Genomic DNA, 16,283 nt, shown 5'->3' on the forward strand with positions numbered 1-16,283 from the left:
CCTGTGCGTGGGCCTGCGCCCGGGCCTGGGCCTGCGCCTGGACCTGCGTCCGGACCGGCTTCCCCTACGGCCGCTTCCCATGCGTCGGGCCGGGCCCGTGGTCACGGGCCCGGCCTCCTCCTCGCTCCGGCGTCAGACGCGGTCGGCCGCGATCAGGACGTACTGGAAGGAACCGTCCTTGTAGGAGTTGATGAACGCCTCCTCGATGCCCGTGACCAGGGAGGACGTAGCGCGCAGCTCCCAGTAGGGCAGCGTCTCGGGGGTCAGGTCGATGACGGCCTGCGGCACGAGGCGGTTGTCGGCCATGGCCCGCATGTACTCGCGGCGGGAGTGGATGTTGCACTCGAAGTGCGCGTTGATCTGCGAGACCCACTTCGAGGGCTGGCCGTAACGCGGGTTCCAGCAGCCGGTGATGGTCACGTACCGGCCGCCGACCGCGAGGACGCGGGAGTGCTCGGCGAACAGGTCGTGCAGGTCGACGTACATGCTCGACTCGTTGTTCCAGGAGGCGGCGGCCTGCCCGGTCTCGAACGGCGTGCTGAGCATGTTGCAGACGCGGGCGCGGACGGAGTCGTCGATGCCGAGTTCACGGGCGCGCTGGTTCGCGAAGTCGGCCTGCTTGGCCGACAGGGTCACGCCCTCCACCTTGCACCCGAACCGCTGGTGGGCCATGACCATCGAACCGCCGCGGCCGCAGCCGGCGTCCACGAGGGTGTCGTCGCGGCCGATGGAGCCGAGGTGGTTCAGCAGGACGTCCGCCTGTGCGGACTCCAGCCGGTGGAGCTCGGCGATCAGCTTCTTCTCGTATGCGCTGTCCTCGGTGTCCCCGAGGGCCTCGTGGTCGATGTCACCGATGCCGTAGTGGTGGTGGTACAGGCCGTCGACATCGCCGAGGCGCAGGTTCACCGGCCGGGCCTCGTGGTCCCAGTAACGGGCGATATCACCCTGGTAGGGCGTCGCCGGGGCGGGGATGAAGGCGGAAGCGGCAGAAGTGGGGGCGGTAACGGTGAGATCGGTGCTGGTCACGAATATGTCCATCCTTACCAGAAGTCGGGCAGGCTGTAGCGGTAGGTGTTGGTCCGGTGCCAGTAGTGGTTGCCGTCGACCCAGACGGCCACGCCCCGGAGGAAGCGGACGACGCGTGGATCGGGGCAGGACGCGGCCAGTTCGGCGGCCGCGGCCTCGAAGGCGTACATGAGGTCGTTGTGGACCTCGACCGCCTTCAGGTAGGCCTCCTTGTCGGAGAGGCCCTCCCGTGCGGCGATGACCACCGGCAGGTTCAGGTGCAGGCCGGGGCTTTCGAGTTCCTTGGTGTACGAATAAAGGTCGTTGGAGATGGTGGTGGCGTTGCCCGCGAGCGCGATGACCCGTTGCATGGCGGGCAGGGCGTGCAGATCGGCCGGCAGTTCGTAACCGCCCACGGTGTCCGTGATGGTGGGACACGGGCGGAAGTTGTTGAACTGCCGCATCGCCAGGTACTCGGACACCTCCGGGACGTACTTCGTCTCGGCCCAGGCGGCCTCGGCGAGGTATCCCATATGGAGCCGGGCCATGTCGTGCCGGTACCGGTCGGCCTGCGACGGGGTCGCCGCCCGCGTGAAGTACTCCATGGCCGAGCGGTAGGAGCGCCGGGGCGCGTCCGAGAGGAGCGACTGCGCCCACGCCGGGTGGTACTCCGCCGTCGTGTGGACCGGGTCCAGCGCGGTGTGCGCCAGCAGAAGCCTTCCTCCTAGTCCTACCGGCGACCCTCCGTGGTCCTCGCAGTAGCAGTCGTCGACCACGTTCTCGGCGACCATCAGCCTGGTGGCGATCATGAGGTGGTCGACGGTCGGCGCGTCCGGGTGGCAGGCGACCATGTAGCGGCCCACGGAGAAGCCGTCGAACTGGTCCTCCCACTCCGGCGGATACGCCTCCACCTCGTCCACCGCCCAGCGCTTGATCCGGCGGCTGACCTCCGCCACGCGGGCGGGGTCGGGCTCCGGGACGGGGTGGTGGTACAGGCCGGGGATCGGCCTGCCCTCCGCAGCGGGCGGGGGCGCGGGCAGCTCGGGCGCGGGCAGCGCCGCGGGCGGTGCCTGGCGGGGGGTGAAGAACAGTCCCGCCGTACCCACACCGCTGGGGCCGCGGATGATCCGCTCCAGGGCGGGGTTCGGTGCCGGGCCCGGTGCCGCCGTGGCTGCGGCGGCCATCCGTAGCGGCTCCGCCAGCAGGTCACCGCCCGCCCCCTCGGCCGGTACGGGCATTGCCTCGGGCACGGGGGCGGGAACGGGTCCGGAAGCAGGGACGGGTCCCGAAGCGGGGCCAGTAGAGGAAGCAGGGACAGCAGAGGAAGCGGGCGGGGGAACGGGGTGGAGTGGCCGGGCCGCCGGCCCGAAGGGCAGCGCCGGCCCCGTCGGCAGCGCGGGCTTGCCCGCGGGGACGGCCTCGGCGCCGCGGGCGTGACCGTGGGCCCCGAAACGGGCCGCGGCGGCAGGCAGGCTCGACTGCGCGGGGGAAGGCCCGGGAACGGGCATCCGTGGCTCCTAGGTGAGGGGGTGGGCTGTCCCGGGCCCTCCCGGGCGCGATCGGCCTGTCCGGGAGGGTCCGGGCTCATGACCGCCGGGCCGTCAGTCGCGCCGACGGCCGATCTGGACGTTCTCCATCACACCGAGCGCGTCGGGCACCAGGATCGCGGCGGAGTAGTAGGTGGTGACGAGGTACGAGATGATCGCCTGCTCGCTGATGCCCATGAAGCGGACGGACAGGCCGGGTTCGTACTCCTCCGGCAGCCCCGTCTGGTGCAGGCCGATGACGCCCTGGTTGTCCTCGCCCGTACGCATGGCGAGGATGGAGCTGGTGTTCTCCTTGCTGATGGGGATCTTGCTGCAGGGCAGGATCGGCACCCCGCGCCAGGCCGGCACCTGCTGGCCGCCGAGGTCGACGTGGTCCGGGTAGAGCCCGCGGGCGTTGAACTCGCGCCCGATCGCCGCGATCGTCTTGGGGTGGGCGAAGAAGAACTTGGTGCCGCGACGGCGGCAGAGCAGTTCGTCCATGTCGTCCGGGGTGGGCGGCCCCGAGTGGGTCTGGATGCGCTGCTTGAAGTCGGCGTTGTGGAGCAGGCCGAACTCCCGGTTGTTGATGAGCTCGTACTCCTGGCGCTCGCGCAGCGCCTCGATGGTGAGCCGGAGTTGCTCCTCGGTCTGGTTGTGCGGCCCGTTGTAGAGGTCGGCGACGCGCGTGTGGACCCGCAGCACGGTCTGGGCGATGGAGAGTTCGTACTCGCGCGGCTTGAGTTCGTAGTCGACGAAGGTGCCGGGGAGGGCGGGCTCACCGGTGTGGCCGGCGGACATGGCGATCTCGGCCTCGCCGTGCTTGTTCTGCCGCTGGTGCGGCAGGGAGCCGAACCGCTCGATGTGGGCCCGGAGGTTCGGCGCCGCGTCGAGCACGGCGGAGAAGTCGGCACGGGAGAGGGTGAGCAGGGTGCCCGAAGTCTCGGCGGTGGCCGTGTAGTCGGCGGTCGCGTCGGCGTCCAGCAGCGCGTTCTCGCCGAAGCGGTCGCCGTCGGCCAGTACCGCGACGGCGACTTCGTCACCGTACTTGCCGACGGAGGTCTGGCTGATGCGGCCGTGGGCGATCAGGTGGATGCCCTGGGCGGGCGTGCCGCGCTCCACCAGCACCTCGCCGGCGCGGAAGTCGCGCTGGACGCACCGGTCGGCGAGCGTGACCAGCACCTGCTCGTCCTCGAAGCCCCGCAGCATGGCGAGTTCGCCGAGTTCGCGCGGGATCACCCGGACGGTGGCGCCGTCCTGCACGAACTCGATGCGGCCGTCGCCGACGGTGTAGGTCAGGCGGCGGTTGACCCGGTAGGTGCCGCCCTTGGTCTCCACCCAGGGGAGCGTCTTCAGCAGCCACCGGGAGGTGATCTCCTGCATCTGCGGGGCGGACTTGGTCGTGGTGGCAAGGTTGCGGGCGGCCGCCGTGCCCAGACTGGTCTGCTGGGTCGGCTCCAGCTGCGCATCGGGGCTGGTGTCCACGGTCATCGCGCAGGCCTCTCCTTCGTGCGGGCGGTGATCAGCGCATGCGTGTGCACGTCACCAGTGAAAGAAGAAAAATAGGGTGGATACCCGGGCAATCCCTCTAGATCCGGAAGAACAGTAACCGTCCACGAATCGGGCCACCCACCAGAAGGGGTAGGCATTACCTCGATTCGGTGATCTTGAGCCGCGCCGTGTTTGATCACTACGCCGACGGTTTCGGACACGGACGCCGTGCGCTTTGCGCCAGCGACCGGTGACGAACCGTCAATTCAGGCCCTGAGGCAACTGGTTCCCGCCGACGTCGGGTCGGTGCGCTGCGCAGCGGAATCCCCTGGAAGGCGGGATCCCCTGGAAGGGGGGACCGTCGCTGTAGCCGGCCCTCAACCCCGGCCGGATCGACGTCGACCGTTTGCGGACGGTGCTCGCCGGCATGCCCCTGCCGCGCTTCGAGGGCGGGCGCCTGGTGTTCGCGCTCGATGTGTCACCTTGGCTGCGCTCGGACGCGCCGTGCTCGGACCAGCGGCTGTTCTGCCATGTCTACGGCCGGGCGAAGGCCGCCTCCCAGTTCATCCCGGGCTGGCCGTACTCCTTCGTCGCCGTCCTGGAGCCCGGGGCCACGTCGTGGACGTCGATCTTGGACGTGGTCCGGCTCGGGCCCGAGGACGATGCGACCGCCCTCACCGCCGCTCAGCTGAGAGCGGTGGTCGAGAGGCTTGTCGCGGCCGGCCAGTGGACGCCCGGCGACCCGGTGATCACCATCGTCATGGACGCCGGCTACGACGTCACCCGCCTGGCCTGGGTGCTGCGCGATCTCCCCGTCGAGCTGGTCGGGCGGATCCGCGGTGACCGGGTGATGCGCTGTCCGGCGCCCTCGCGCGAGGAGTTCCATCGGGCCCATCCTCGCGGCGGCCACCCGCCCAAGCACGGGCCGGAGTTCCGCTTCAACAAGCCCGCAACCCGGCCCGAACCAGCGATCACCACGAGCACCGACACCACCAACTACGGGAAGGCCGAAGCCCAGGCGTGGGACCGGGTCCACCCGCGGCTGACCCACCGCTCGGCCTGGCTGGAGTACGACGGCGACCTCCCCATCGTCGAGGGCACGCTGGTCCGCCTCAAAGTCGAGCATCTCTCCAAGGACCGGGAGGCACCGCCGCTATGGCTGTGGTCCTCGAAGACCGGAGCCGCCCTGGCCGACGCGGACCGCTGCTGGCAGGCGTTCCTGCGCCGCTTCGACCTGGAACACACCTTCAGGTTCACAAAACAGACACTCGGCTGGACCACCCCAAGATCCGTACGCCCGAGGCGGCGGATCGCTGGACCTGGCTCCTGGTGGTCGCTCACACACAGCTCCGTCTCGCCCGACCGCTCGCCGCAGACCTCCGCCGCCCCTGGGAGAAGCCGACCAAGCCCGAACGCCACACCCCCGCCCGGGTCCGCCGCGGGTTCCGGAACATCCGAGCCCACCTGCTCTGCCCCACCCGTGTTCCCCGACCTCGTGGCGCCGGTCCCGGACGGCTGCCCGGAAGCAAGAACCGCCGCCCCGCCCCCCGCTACAACGTCGGCAAGACCGTCAAACGCCCCGAGACCCTCAAGGCCATTGGCAGACCCGGTAGATCCTGGTAGATGCCGACCCCGCGACGCCCGAGGGTAAAGATCAGGCTCACCAGACGATGACACCGCCGCCTTCGGCTTTGGCACGTACGGAGGCGGCAACAATGTTGTCAAAGCATTCGGTGACGTACTCGGTGCCGTAGCCGCTGACTTCACCAAGGTGATCCAAGTGCGGGCGCATCGCTCCGCACTCGGCCAGGAAGGCATCGATCTCCCCCGGCTCGACCTGGAGGTTGCCGCCATCGAGCCGAGGAAAGAAGCGAGCTCCCAGCGCCCGAGCCGCCTCAGAGCCCCATAGCTTCTGGCGCGCGCTCTCGAATCCGGCCCTGGTCTTGTTGTAGTCGCCGTCGGGATCTTCCAGAAGGTCCCACTCACCGTTGGCTTTGTACACGAAGGTGTCCACATTGAGGCTCATGCGCTGATTCTCCGCAGCAAGTCCGTGCCGCGTCGACTGGATTGCAGCTACGCGCCACAGCTGGCACGCCGGGCAGGCATTTCGACACTCTGGTCGCTCTGCGTGACGCCCGTAGATTAAGAACAAGCTCAGTGCCAGTGTCGGGTGGAAGGATCACCGGATGCCCCTGCCTCAGCCTGATGATCTGACCTCGCTGGTTCTGCGTACCGACTTCGGTGACGAAGGTGCCTGGGCCGCGGTGCGGGCCGCGCTCGACGCGGCCGGCGAGTACCCCCACGCGACGTATGTGAGCGAGCTCCGGTTCGCCGGGGTCGCGGTCCAGCCCTTGGTGGCCGAAGAAGCCGCCGCGGAGGATGACGACCGGATCGTCCACGTGTTCCTGTCGGACGCGGCCACGATGAAGGATCCGGGGCACCCGCTCCTGGCCGTCGACCTCGCGGACGAGCCGGGGCGGACGTTCAGGGTCCCTGTTCAGTGGTTCCCTGAGATCTCGGCCAACCTCAGCATCGCCAACATGGACTTTGCGGAGTTCGCCGATGCCGCTGATGGCTCGGGGACCTACCGCGGCTTCGACGCCGGCTGACGGTTCGGCCCCGGGCGGCCCCGGCAGCCCTTCAGGCCGTGCCCGTCCGGACGGTGCGGGCGGCGACCTCCACGGCCCGTCCCCGTACGCCCGGGCGCGGAAGGCCGCCCGGTCCGGCGGTGGGATACGCAGTTCGGTGGGTACGCAGGCCGGAGGCGGCCGCGTCCAGGAGATCGGCCGGGCCGGGGTGGGGTGGTGGCGGTGGCGCCCTGGACCACTCGATCAGCCCTTGGTCACCGACGGCGGCGGGCGGCGGCAGCGGCTTCGTCACACCGAGGGACAGGCCCGTCGCCCAGACGCCCGGCCTGGAGCCGGGCGACGGCCACGTGCGGAGCACCTGCACCGCCGAGCCGCAGAGGCCGTGCGAGCACGGCCACGACCGGTCACCGGCACGACCGGTTCGCCGCGCTGGTGCCGACACCCCACGGGCGTATCCGGGGCCCCGGGACCGGGGCGCCGCCCCGCGCCTCAGGCGACCGGGGGCCGGGGCGCCGTGATGCGGCGGACGGACTCCACCACGGCCGCCCGGTGGGCGGCGAGGCGCTCGGCGGTCCAGCCGGTGCCCGCGGCTCCCGCGGCCGGGCCGCCCACCGCCCCGAACCACGCCTGCGACACCCCGAGGATCAGCGTCAGCACGTCCGCGGGGGCGATGTCCGCGTCGATCCGGCCTGCTTCCTGCGCCTGCCGCACAGCCGCGATCTTGCCCTCGTAGGACTCGGCCTCCGCACCGGTGGACCCGGGGCGTTCCAGCTGCTTCCACAGCACGAGGCGCATCAGCTCGGGCCGCTCGACGAGGTGGTCGAAGATCGCGCCGGCGTAGCCGGGCAGGTCGCCGGCGTCGAAGGGGACGGATTCCGAGCCCGTCTCCAGGGCCCGCTGGAGCACGGCGTCGAAGAGCTGCTCCTTGTTGCCGTAGTAGACGTAGATGAGCCGCTTGTTCGCCTGCGCGGTCTCGGCGATGCGGTCGACCCGCGCACCGGCGATGCCGTACGTCGCGAACTCGGAGAAGGCCGCGTCGAGCAGGCGTGCCTTGGTCGCGTTGGAATCCCGTGCCATGACCTGCAGCCTAGCAAGTAACTATCTGGTTATTGACAACGCGATCGATGCGTCGCAGACTCTATCTATCCAGTTAGTTACTTTCTTTCGAGGAGCACACCATGCAGATGCGCGCACTGGGACGTCAGGGACTCGAGGTCGGGGCCGAGGGCCTCGGGCTGATGGGCATGAGCGCCCACTACGGCGCCACCGACGAGACCGAGTCGCTCGCCACGATCGACCGCGCCCTGGAGCTGGGCGTCACCCTGCTCGACACCGCCGAGGGCTACGGCCCCTTCCGCAACGAGCAGCTGCTGGGCAAGGCCCTGGCCGGGCGCCGCGAGGCGGCCGTGGTGGCCACGAAGACCGGGATCGAGTTCACGGACGAGGGCGCCTTCCTCGGCCACAACGGGAGCCCGGAGTACATCCGCAGGTCGGCCGACCGCTCGCTGCGCCACCTGGGCACCGACCACATCGACCTCTACTACCTGCACCGTGTCGACCCGAACGTGCCGATCGAGGAGAGCGTCGGCGCCCTGGCCGGGCTGGTCGAGGCCGGCAAGGTCCGCCACATCGGGCTGTGCGAGGTCTCCCCCGCCACCATCGCCCGCGCCCACGCCGTGCACCCGCTGGCCGCCGTACAGACCGAGTACAGCCTCTTCGAGCGCGGCATCGAGCAGGACGGCGTCCTCGACACCCTCCGCGAGCTGGGGATCGGGCTCGTCGCGTACTCCCCGCTCGGCCGGGGGTTCCTCTCGGGCGCCATCACCAGCCCGGACGACTTCGCGGCGGACGACTTCCGCCGCACGGACCCGCGGTTCCAGGGGGAGAACTTCCACCGGAACCTGGCCGTCGTGGACCAGGTGCGCCGGCTCGCCGCCGAGAAGGGCGTGACCGCCTCGCAGCTCGCCCTGGCCTGGACCCTGCAGCAGGGCGCGGTGCCCATTCCGGGCACCAAGCGCCGCCGCTACCTGGAGGAGAACGTCGCCGCCACCGCCGTCACGATCACCCCGGCCGAACTGGCCGCGATCGACGCCGTGGCCCCGCACGGCGTGGCGTCGGGCGACCGCTACGCCCCCGAGCTGATGGCTTCCCTGAACGGCTGACCGGGGCGAGCCCGGACCGGGACCGGACCGGACCGGGACCGAACCGGACCGGTGTGGGATCCCCGGCCGGTGGCGGGCCGCCCGGCTCGCAGCATGACGTCCTCGACCTGGGTGTAGTCGAGGAGGCCGGCGAGGGAGAGGTCGCTGCCGTAACCCGAGTGCTTGACCCCGCCGTGGGGCATCCCGGAGACGGTGGTGCCGTGCGTGTTCACCGCAGACGATGCCGGTGCGCAGGGCCCGGGTGGCCCGCATGGCGCGGTCGTGGCCGGTGGTCCACACGCCGGCGGCGAGCCCGTGCCGTACGTCGTCGGCCCGTGCCAGGGCCTCCTCCTCGACGGCGAAGGACTGCACGGTCACGACGGGGCCGAAGATCTCCTCCTGCACGATCTCGTCGTCCTGGCGCACGCCCGCGACGACGGTGGGCTCGTGGAAGAAGCCGGGCCTCGCAAGGCGGGCACCACCGGCGACGATCCCGGCGTGGCCCGGGAACCGCCCCAGCAGCTCCTGTACGGAGGCCAGTTGGGCGGCGTTGTTCAGCGGACCGAAGTCGGCGTCCGGCTCGTCCGGGGCACCTGTGCGCAGTTTCGCCGCCGCGGCCGCGAAGGCGGTGAGGAACGCGTCGTGGATCCGGTGGTGGACCAGGAACGCGGTGCAGTCCTGGCCGGCACCGTCATCCGGCCGGCCGCCGCCGTCCCGCGACCGGAGCAGGTCGTCGGCCTGCACTTCTTCAACCCCGTACCGGTGCTCCCCCTCGTCGAGCTGGTGCGTCCCTGCTCACCGGAGGGTGTGGTGGCCACGGCAGCCGGACCCACCCGCCCGGCGGGCGGGCGTCGAGACGGGGAGCAGACGACGTGACCAAGGCCGATCGCGCGCTGGAGACGCGTGAACGCATCCTCCGGGCCGCGTGCGAAGTCATCGCCGACATCGGCTTCGAGAACGTCAGCATGCGCAAGGTCGCGGAGCACGCAGGTGTGTCGAAGGCCCTGCTGCACTACCACTTCGACACCCGCGAGAAGCTCTTCGCGGAGGCGATGACGCACTCCTTCGCGCAGACCGGGACGGACACCGAGGGCGTCGCCGACTCGGTGCCCTCGTCCGTCGTCCTGGCCCGCATCCTGCGGAGCATGCTGCCCAGCGACGCGGAACCGCGCCAGGACTGGAAGCTGTGGCAGGAGCTGTGGGTGCGCGCCCAGCGCGACGCGGCGGCCCGGAACCTGGCCGTGGACCTGTACGACCAGTTGCACGCGTGGGTCGGCGGGGCCGTGGAACGCGGCATCAGGTCGGGCGAGTTCGCCGACTGCGACGTGGCGGCGGTGAGCACCCTCGTACTGGCGCTGTGCGACGGGCTGGGGATCCGGCTGATGCTCGACGACCCGCGGGTGGACCTGGCGACGGCCCGGGCCACGGTCTGGCGGACCATCGCCCCCGTCCTGGCCGTGGACCCGGCGTTCCCGGACGTCTGACGGAGCCGCGCGGAGGGCACGGAACCCGGCCCGGGACGGTGCGGACCGCCGCCACCGGTCGTGGCGCATGTCAGCCGAGCGGATCCGGCGGACCGGCCGGGGCGGGGGTGAGGGCGGCGGCGGCCGCGAAGAGACGGGCGCAGCGCCGGGTCATGGCCTCCGGGGACTGGTCGGGGTGCTTGACCCACCAGCGGACGAGGGTGGCGACCAGGTCCCGCCAGACGTACTTGAGCGCGTCCGCGTCCAGGGGGTCGGCGGACCCGGTCGCGCGCAGCAGATCGGCGGTCCCGCCGGCCGCGAGGTCGTCGATGGCGGACCAGTACTCCGCCGCTCGGCGTGCGGCCGCACCGTCGGCCGGCAGGGTGGTGTCGTACAGCACGAACCAGGCCTCCCGCCGGCCCTCCAGCGCGGTGAAGATGCTCTCGAGGACCCGCAGGGGCGTGTGCGCGGTGGTCCCGTCCCGGCCCATCGCGGTGCGGACGGTGTTCAGCAGGCGGTCCCCGACGGGCACCAGGCAGGCGAGGTACAGGTCCTCCTTGGTCCCGAAGTACTGGTGCAGCAGGGTCTTGGTGACGCCGACGCGTTCGGCGATCGCGGGGAGGGAGGCGGCCGCGTAGCCGCGGGTGCCGAACTCCTGCGTGGCGGCCTCCAGGATCTGCTGCTGGCGGTGGTGGCGCGGGACTCCCTTGGTACCGGCTTTTGAGCGTGGGGTTGCCATGGACGGATATTATCAGTAAGTAATTTACCGCAAGGTAAGTTCCGTCCCGCGACCACTGGAGCGGCCCCGTGCCCGGTACCACGCCACAGCCGACCCCTGCCCCGCGCACCCGGTCCTGGTGGGGGTGGGGGTGGGCGGACGCGCACCCCGACGACGCCGAGTGCGCGGCGACGGGCGCCCTGATACCGGGCACCCTCTCCCACCCGCTGCCCATACCACGCGTCCGCGACCTGGACATCGCGCGCCCGGCCCTCGACCCCCCGGCGAGCCTGGCGCACCTGGTCACCACCGGGGCCGGGGAGCGCGCCGCCCATGCCATGGGCAAGGCCTACCGCGACGTCGTGCGCGCCCTGCGCGGACGTCCCGGCCGCATCCCCGACCTGGTCGCGTACCCGACGGACGAGCGGGAGGTGGCCGACCTGCTGGACTGGGCCGGCGAGCGGCAGGTGGCGGTCGTCCCGTACGGTGGCGGCTCCTCCGTCTCGGGCGGTGTGGAGTACCGCGGCGACGCCCACCGCGCCGTACTGTCGCTCGACCTGACCGCGATGGGCCGCGTCCTGGAGGTCGACACGGCCGGCCGGGCCGCGCGCATCCAGGCCGGGACCCTCGGTCCGAGCCTGGAGGACCAGCTGCGGCCCCACGGACTGACCCTGCGGCACTTCCCGCAGAGCTTCGAGTTCTCCACGCTGGGCGGCTGGCTCGCCACGCGGGCCGGCGGGCACTACGCCACCGGGCGCACCCACATCGACGACTTCGTCCAGTCCCTGCGCGTGGTCAGCCCGGCCGGCACCAGTGCCTCGTGGCGGCTGCCCGCTTCCGGCGCGGGCCCCTCCCCCGACCGGCTGTTCCTCGGCTCCGAGGGAACCCTCGGGGTCATCACCGAGGCATGGGTGCGGCTGCAGCAACGCCCGTCCCACAAGGCGTCCGCGTCCCTCGCCTTCACCGACTTCCAGGCGGCACTCGACGCGGTGCGCGCCCTCGCGCAGTCGGACCTCGCCCCCGCCAACTGCCGGCTGCTCGACGCAGGTGAGGCCGCGCTGTCGGGCGCCGCGCACGACGGCTCCGCGGTGCTCGTCCTGGGGTTCGAGTCCGCGGACGGACCGGTGGACTCCCGACTCGCACAGGCCGTCGACCTGGCCCGGTCCCACGGCGGCCGGGGCCGAGCCACCGGGGCGACGGGCGGCGCGGGCGGCGACGCCGCCGTGGGCGCCTGGCGCTCGGCCTTCCTGCGGATGCCCTACCTGCGCGACGGCCTGGCCAGGATGGGGGCCGTCGCGGAGACCCTCGAGACCGCGGCCACCTGGGACCGGATCCCCGGCCTGATCGAAGCGGTCCGCAGGGAGGTCGGGGCGGCGGCGCTCAAGGGCTCCGGCCACGCCGCGACCGTCAACTGCCGTCTCACCCACGTCTATCCGGACGGCGCGGCGCCGTACTTCACCGTCCTCGCCGCGGGCCGGCCGGGCGACGAGGTGGCGTTCTGGGACGACCTCAAGGCCGTGGCGAGCGACGTGCTGCACCGCCACCGGGCCACGATCACCCACCACCACGCCGTCGGCCGGGACCACCGCCCGGGCTACGACCGCCAGCGCCCCGACCCCTTCGCCCTCGCGCTGCGCGCCGCGAAGGGCGCCCTCGACCCGCGGGGCATCCTCAACCCGGGTGTGCTGGTCGGCTGAGCCGCCGGTGCCGATGGGGGCCGGAAAGATGACCGGGGCGTGCGGCGTACGGTACGAAGGGCCTGTGAAGGAACAGATCCAGCCCTCGACCGTTCGCGTGTTCATAGCGCTCGCTCCGCCCGACGACGCCAAGGAGGAGCTCGCGCGGGCGCTGCGGCCCGCCTACGCGGCGTACCCGGGCATGCGCTGGAACCGCATCGAGGACTGGCACATCACCCTGGCGTTCCTCGGGGAACTCCCGGTCGGGACCGTCCCGCGCCTGCGGCCGCCGCTAGCGGACCTGGCGGCGGCCCGCCGGCCCCTCGAACTGGCACTGCGCGGCGGCGGGCACTTCGACGAGCGGGTGCTGTGGAGCGGTGTCGACGGAGACCTCGAGGGCCTGCACCTGCTGGCCTCCGAGGTGCGCGCGGTGGTCAAGGAGTGCGGTGTTCCCTTCGAGGACCGGCCACTGCGCCCCCACCTCACGCTGGCCCGGACCCGCCGCAACGATCCCGCGTGCGTGGTAGAGGCCGCCGCCGGGCTCGCCGCGTTCTCCGGCCGCCGGTGGCGGACGGCGCGCCTGCACCTGGTCGGCAGCAACATCGGCCGCGGTCCCGGTCCGATCCACTACCGCGACATCGAGGCCTGGAGCTTCCGCCACGACGCCTGAGCGCAGGCGGACGGACGCCCGCCACCCGGTGATCCCGCCGAAGCTGCACCCGGCCTCCGACACCGCCCTGGGCCTGGCCACCGAGTACGCGGGGGCGCCCGGGGGGAGCAGGCGGAACAGTCCGGCGGCGGCCCGGCGGCGGACGCCGGTGCGCTCGGGGCGGCTGCGAGTGCGCCCCACGCGAGCGGGGGCACCGCGCGTCCCGTGGCGCGTGATGACATGTCGCCTAGCTGCCCGCGGTCCCCAACTCGAGCAGGTCGGGAGGGACTTCCCCGTCAGCGACGCGAGCGGCTGCGCCCCGGCGGCGCGATGCGCACACGCTCCTCCTCGGGCGCCTTCTCGATGTCGTCGAGCTGCGCGGTGATCGTGGCGCGCAGCTCGTCGTAGTCCTCGAAGGAGTGGTCGTGGAAGAGCGTGTAGCCGGTCCACATGAGGTTGGCGCACACCCTCGCCGGCACGCGGCCGGTCCGGGCCCCCATGCCGACCAGCGCCACCGACCGGATGCTGCCCGGCATGTCGTCGTTCTGCCGGTGGATCGCCTGGAATGCGGCGGCGCACGCCAGCGCCACATTCAGCGTTTCCCGGACGTTCTGCGAGGACCTTTCCATCGTCGGCGTCGATATGAGGAACTTCGGATTCACCGCTCCCGAAGGGACGCAGACCGCGCTTCCCACCGGAAGGCTTCCCGAGAACCGGTCGCGAATCGCCCGCTGCACGCGCAACTGTATTCCTGCCCCGAGATGCCGCTTGATGGCCGCGTCGACCCCACCGTCCATTCGGCCGAGGGAGTTGGTGGGCGTGACCCAGGCGTCGACCTTCTCGTCCAGGATCGATCCCTTCCGGATCGTGATCCCGGGGGTGTCGGCGAACGCCGCCCGCCACGCCTCCACCACTTCGGCGTTGATGTCGGTCAGCACCACTTCGAGGGGCGACTGAGCACGCTTCACGGTCATGATCCACTCCAATCGGAAGACGGCCCTTCCATCACTCACGACGCTACCGCGCCCCACTGACAACGGGCTTCCGGCGCCTGCTCCGTGACGCGTCGTCACGATTGCCAGGGCGTCGGCCCGGTGCTAGCCTGCCGCCACATCTGCGCAGGTCCGGCCCTGGAGGCGACCGTCGCCCAGGACCCCGCACGGCAGCCGGGCCGGTCCACCGCGCGGCGCCCCGGGCGTTCCCCACCGCACCCGCCTCCCTTTTCCGCCCGCACGTCAACGATCCTTTTGCCCTGCCCCATCGGCACGGTCCGACATTTTCGGAGTTCCGCCACCATGAGCGATGCCAATATCCCGGCCCAGCCCGACGCGAATGACCCGCTGGGCCTTGCCGAACTCTTCAAAGGGGGCGGCGAACCCTGGCTTCCGCTACTGCGGCCCGTCATCGAGGCACAACCCGATGCGGCCTCTTTCATCGGCGCGGGCCGCAGCCCGGAAGTGGTGCCCGTCCGTGAACTGACCTTCCAGGCGCTCAAGCCCCACCCACCGCACAAATGGAAGGTGGTGGTCTTCGGACAGAATCCCTACCCGCGGCCTGAAAGCGCCACCGGCATAGCCATGTTCGACAACACCTTCCACGACTGGAAGGACAGCCAGTTCGGCAGGGTCGTCAGCATCCGCTGCATCATCAAGGCCGCCGCCATGTGGAAGTACGGAATCGCCAAGAAGACGCCCATCGCCGAGGTCCGCGCGCTCCTGAAGGAACGGGAGACCGTCCAGCCGCCCGAGTGGTTCCAGGCGATGCTCACGCAGGGCGTGCTGCTGCTGAACGCCGCCCTCACCGCCGGCAGTGACGGAACGACGGGCACCGACCGGCACACCGCGTTCTGGCGTCCCGTCGCCGAGCGGATCGTCGAGGAGATCCTCAAGGCCAAGCAGGACGCCGACGAGGAGGACCGCGGTGTCGTCTTCGCCTGGTGGGGGGCGCACGCCCGGAACCTGAAGAAGGTCGTCCTGCGGCTCCAGCAGAAGTATCCCGGGGTCGAGGTCCGCCACATCGACCACCCCAACCCGGCGGCCCAGGGCGACGTCTTCTGTGAGGGTGATCACTTCGCGATGGTCAACGAGGCCCTCGCCTCGCTGGGCTCCGACGGGATCGACTGGCTGCCGAGCAAGGGGTGGAACACGACGGCCGCGCACGCGGACGGGGCCGGCGCGGCGGGCGGGGCGGGCGGGGACGTCGCGGAACGCATGGGTGCCTTCATCGCGTCCACCATGGAACTCCACCAGCTGTATCTGGAACGCCTCGCGAGCGTCAAGGACGAGGGCCTCGTCCTGCCCGCGATCACCGGGGTGTTCGACACGCCGCTGATGGGCTTCGAGGAGGCCGTCGGCCCGGTGGGCGCCGTGCTGTCCGGCCTCGAGCGGCACATCAGGACGTCCCACGAGTTCGGCAAGAGGCGCGCGGACGACACCCCCTCGGGCCGCCTGTCCGCCGACGCGATCGCCGCCCTCCACCTCTACACCTGCGAGTCCGCGTTCTACCGGGAGATCAACGCCGTGCTCCGGTCCCCGGACCGCGCACGGCTCGTCCCGTACATCCCCTACCTGCGCCTGCTGTTCTCGGCCGTGTCCCGGCTCCCCGCCCGTACGGAGCCCCTGTGGCGCGGGGTGTCCCTGGACCTGCGCGCGCAGTACCCGCTCGGCCGGACGGTGACCTGGTGGGGCGTGTCCTCGTGCACGTCGAAGCCGGGCGTGGCGCGGGCGTTCCTCGGCGGGCGCGGGAAGCGGACGCTCTTCGAGGTGACCCCCGTACGCGCGGTGGGCATCCGCAGCTTCTCCGCCTTCACCGACGAGGAGGAGTACATCCTCGCGCCCGGTACGCAGCTCGAGGTCACGGAGGTGAAGGCGGAGCGCGGCGGTCTGTGCACCGTCAAGCTCACCGAGCTGCAGGAGCAGACGCTCGTGTCCTGAACGGACGGGGTGTGCCGGGATCGCCCCGCTCACCACGGGGCAATCCCCCGCGAGGGTGGCCCACGCTGTTCGAGCGAGTTTCAGAGCCGCCCCCGC

The 16,283-nt window shown here is 71.5% G+C and carries 15 protein-coding genes and 2 pseudogenes; 8 read left to right on the forward strand and 9 right to left on the reverse strand.

Features of this window, described 5'->3' with window-relative positions:
* Positions 1-132: 132 nt before the first annotated feature.
* From IH80_RS0109315 to IH80_RS0109325, 3 genes are all read right to left on the reverse strand, one after another.
* On the reverse strand, positions 133-1,038 hold the full coding sequence (locus IH80_RS0109315; RefSeq protein ID WP_234432175.1) for a geranyl diphosphate 2-C-methyltransferase: 906 nt from the start codon (positions 1,036-1,038) through the stop codon (positions 133-135).
* A 2-nt stretch (positions 1,039-1,040) separates the two neighbouring features.
* Complete coding sequence (locus IH80_RS0109320) at positions 1,041-2,513, reverse strand: family 2 encapsulin nanocompartment cargo protein terpene cyclase (protein ID WP_030959147.1); 1,473 nt, start codon at positions 2,511-2,513, stop codon at positions 1,041-1,043.
* 93 nt (positions 2,514-2,606) lie between these two features.
* A complete protein-coding gene (locus IH80_RS0109325) occupies positions 2,607-4,019 on the reverse strand; it encodes a family 2B encapsulin nanocompartment shell protein (protein WP_030959149.1) in 1,413 nt (470 codons plus the stop codon).
* A gap of 373 nt (positions 4,020-4,392) precedes the next feature.
* Between IH80_RS0109325 and IH80_RS39055 the strand changes: the two are divergent.
* A pseudogene (locus tag IH80_RS39055) lies at positions 4,393-5,642 on the forward strand (NF041680 family putative transposase); the annotation flags it as partial.
* Between the two features lie 37 nt (positions 5,643-5,679).
* Here the strand turns inward: IH80_RS39055 and IH80_RS0109335 are convergent.
* On the reverse strand, positions 5,680-6,045 hold the full coding sequence (locus IH80_RS0109335; RefSeq protein WP_030959151.1) for a hypothetical protein: 366 nt from the start codon (positions 6,043-6,045) through the stop codon (positions 5,680-5,682).
* Between the two features lie 160 nt (positions 6,046-6,205).
* Between IH80_RS0109335 and IH80_RS0109340 the strand changes: the two genes are divergently transcribed.
* Positions 6,206-6,628 carry a DUF6924 domain-containing protein gene (locus IH80_RS0109340; RefSeq protein ID WP_051808981.1) on the forward strand — a complete coding sequence of 141 codons (423 nt, stop codon included), beginning with the start codon at positions 6,206-6,208 and terminating at the stop codon, positions 6,626-6,628.
* Positions 6,629-6,659: 31 nt separating this feature from the next.
* On the opposite strand, the gene IH80_RS44615 is transcribed toward IH80_RS0109340, so the two are convergent.
* Both IH80_RS44615 and IH80_RS0109345 read right to left on the reverse strand, forming a co-directional pair.
* Entirely contained in the window at positions 6,660-6,965 is a 306-nt protein-coding gene (locus tag IH80_RS44615; RefSeq protein ID WP_158943348.1) for a hypothetical protein, read from the reverse strand.
* A gap of 131 nt (positions 6,966-7,096) precedes the next feature.
* Positions 7,097-7,684 carry a TetR family transcriptional regulator gene (locus IH80_RS0109345; protein WP_030959153.1) on the reverse strand — a complete coding sequence of 196 codons (588 nt, stop codon included), beginning with the start codon at positions 7,682-7,684 and terminating at the stop codon, positions 7,097-7,099.
* Between the two features lie 101 nt (positions 7,685-7,785).
* Here IH80_RS0109345 and IH80_RS0109350 point away from each other — a divergent pair, with 101 nt between their 5' ends.
* Positions 7,786-8,769 carry an aldo/keto reductase gene (locus IH80_RS0109350; protein ID WP_030959155.1) on the forward strand — a complete coding sequence of 328 codons (984 nt, stop codon included), beginning with the start codon at positions 7,786-7,788 and terminating at the stop codon, positions 8,767-8,769.
* A 273-nt stretch (positions 8,770-9,042) separates the two neighbouring features.
* Here IH80_RS0109350 and IH80_RS45800 read toward each other — a convergent pair.
* Positions 9,043-9,492 (reverse strand): annotated as a pseudogene (locus IH80_RS45800) (aldehyde dehydrogenase family protein); the annotation flags it as partial.
* On the opposite strand from IH80_RS45800, the gene IH80_RS47125 reads away from it, so the two are divergent.
* Together IH80_RS47125 and IH80_RS0109360 are read left to right on the forward strand one after the other, a co-directional pair.
* Positions 9,403-9,624 (forward strand): 3-hydroxyacyl-CoA dehydrogenase NAD-binding domain-containing protein, encoded by a 222-nt coding sequence (locus IH80_RS47125; protein ID WP_324609399.1) that lies wholly within the window; start codon positions 9,403-9,405, stop codon positions 9,622-9,624. The pseudogene IH80_RS45800 and the gene IH80_RS47125 overlap by 90 nt on opposite strands.
* Positions 9,621-10,232 (forward strand): TetR/AcrR family transcriptional regulator, encoded by a 612-nt coding sequence (locus tag IH80_RS0109360; RefSeq protein WP_030959157.1) that lies wholly within the window; start codon positions 9,621-9,623, stop codon positions 10,230-10,232. Before IH80_RS47125 ends, IH80_RS0109360 begins: the two co-directional genes overlap by 4 nt.
* A 70-nt stretch (positions 10,233-10,302) precedes the next feature.
* Here IH80_RS0109360 and IH80_RS0109365 read toward each other — a convergent pair whose 3' ends face one another.
* Complete coding sequence (locus IH80_RS0109365; protein ID WP_030959159.1) at positions 10,303-10,950, reverse strand: TetR/AcrR family transcriptional regulator; 648 nt, start codon at positions 10,948-10,950, stop codon at positions 10,303-10,305.
* 68 nt (positions 10,951-11,018) lie between these two features.
* Here IH80_RS0109365 and IH80_RS0109370 point away from each other — a divergent pair, with 68 nt between their 5' ends.
* Both IH80_RS0109370 and thpR read left to right on the forward strand, forming a co-directional pair.
* Positions 11,019-12,626 (forward strand): FAD-binding oxidoreductase, encoded by a 1,608-nt coding sequence (locus tag IH80_RS0109370; RefSeq protein ID WP_030959160.1) that lies wholly within the window; start codon positions 11,019-11,021, stop codon positions 12,624-12,626.
* Positions 12,627-12,654: 28 nt separating this feature from the next.
* Positions 12,655-13,275, forward strand: coding sequence for an RNA 2',3'-cyclic phosphodiesterase (gene thpR, locus IH80_RS0109375; protein ID WP_030959161.1), 621 nt, complete (start codon positions 12,655-12,657; stop codon positions 13,273-13,275).
* A gap of 275 nt (positions 13,276-13,550) precedes the next feature.
* Here the strand turns inward: thpR and IH80_RS0109380 are convergent, their stop codons facing one another.
* Positions 13,551-14,228, reverse strand: coding sequence for a macro domain-containing protein (locus tag IH80_RS0109380; RefSeq protein WP_030959163.1), 678 nt, complete (start codon positions 14,226-14,228; stop codon positions 13,551-13,553).
* Positions 14,229-14,549: 321 nt separating this feature from the next.
* Here IH80_RS0109380 and IH80_RS0109385 point away from each other — a divergent pair, with 321 nt between their 5' ends.
* Complete coding sequence (locus IH80_RS0109385) at positions 14,550-16,187, forward strand: ADP-ribosyltransferase domain-containing protein (protein ID WP_030959165.1); 1,638 nt, start codon at positions 14,550-14,552, stop codon at positions 16,185-16,187.
* Positions 16,188-16,283 lie beyond the last annotated feature (96 nt).

Source organism: Streptomyces sp. NRRL S-378, from assembly GCF_000720645.1.
Lineage (GTDB): Bacteria > Actinomycetota > Actinomycetes > Streptomycetales > Streptomycetaceae > Streptomyces.

Bases quoted from the DNA above. Each gene is read 5' to 3' on its own strand.
- IH80_RS0109315 (WP_234432175.1), bottom strand. From the start codon at position 1,038: ATGGACATATTCGTGACCAGCACCGATCTCACCGTTACCGCCCCCACT.
- IH80_RS0109320 (WP_030959147.1), bottom strand. From the start codon at position 2,513: ATGCCCGTTCCCGGGCCTTCCCCCGCGCAGTCGAGCCTGCCTGCCGCC.
- IH80_RS0109325 (WP_030959149.1), bottom strand. From the start codon at position 4,019: ATGACCGTGGACACCAGCCCCGATGCGCAGCTGGAGCCGACCCAGCAG.
- IH80_RS0109335 (WP_030959151.1), bottom strand. From the start codon at position 6,045: ATGAGCCTCAATGTGGACACCTTCGTGTACAAAGCCAACGGTGAGTGG.
- IH80_RS0109340 (WP_051808981.1), top strand. From the start codon at position 6,206: ATGCCCCTGCCTCAGCCTGATGATCTGACCTCGCTGGTTCTGCGTACC.
- IH80_RS0109345 (WP_030959153.1), bottom strand. From the start codon at position 7,684: ATGGCACGGGATTCCAACGCGACCAAGGCACGCCTGCTCGACGCGGCC.
- IH80_RS0109350 (WP_030959155.1), top strand. From the start codon at position 7,786: ATGCAGATGCGCGCACTGGGACGTCAGGGACTCGAGGTCGGGGCCGAG.
- IH80_RS0109365 (WP_030959159.1), bottom strand. From the start codon at position 10,950: ATGGCAACCCCACGCTCAAAAGCCGGTACCAAGGGAGTCCCGCGCCAC.
- thpR (WP_030959161.1), top strand. From the start codon at position 12,655: ATGACCGGGGCGTGCGGCGTACGGTACGAAGGGCCTGTGAAGGAACAG.
- IH80_RS0109380 (WP_030959163.1), bottom strand. From the start codon at position 14,228: ATGACCGTGAAGCGTGCTCAGTCGCCCCTCGAAGTGGTGCTGACCGAC.
- IH80_RS0109385 (WP_030959165.1), top strand. From the start codon at position 14,550: ATGAGCGATGCCAATATCCCGGCCCAGCCCGACGCGAATGACCCGCTG.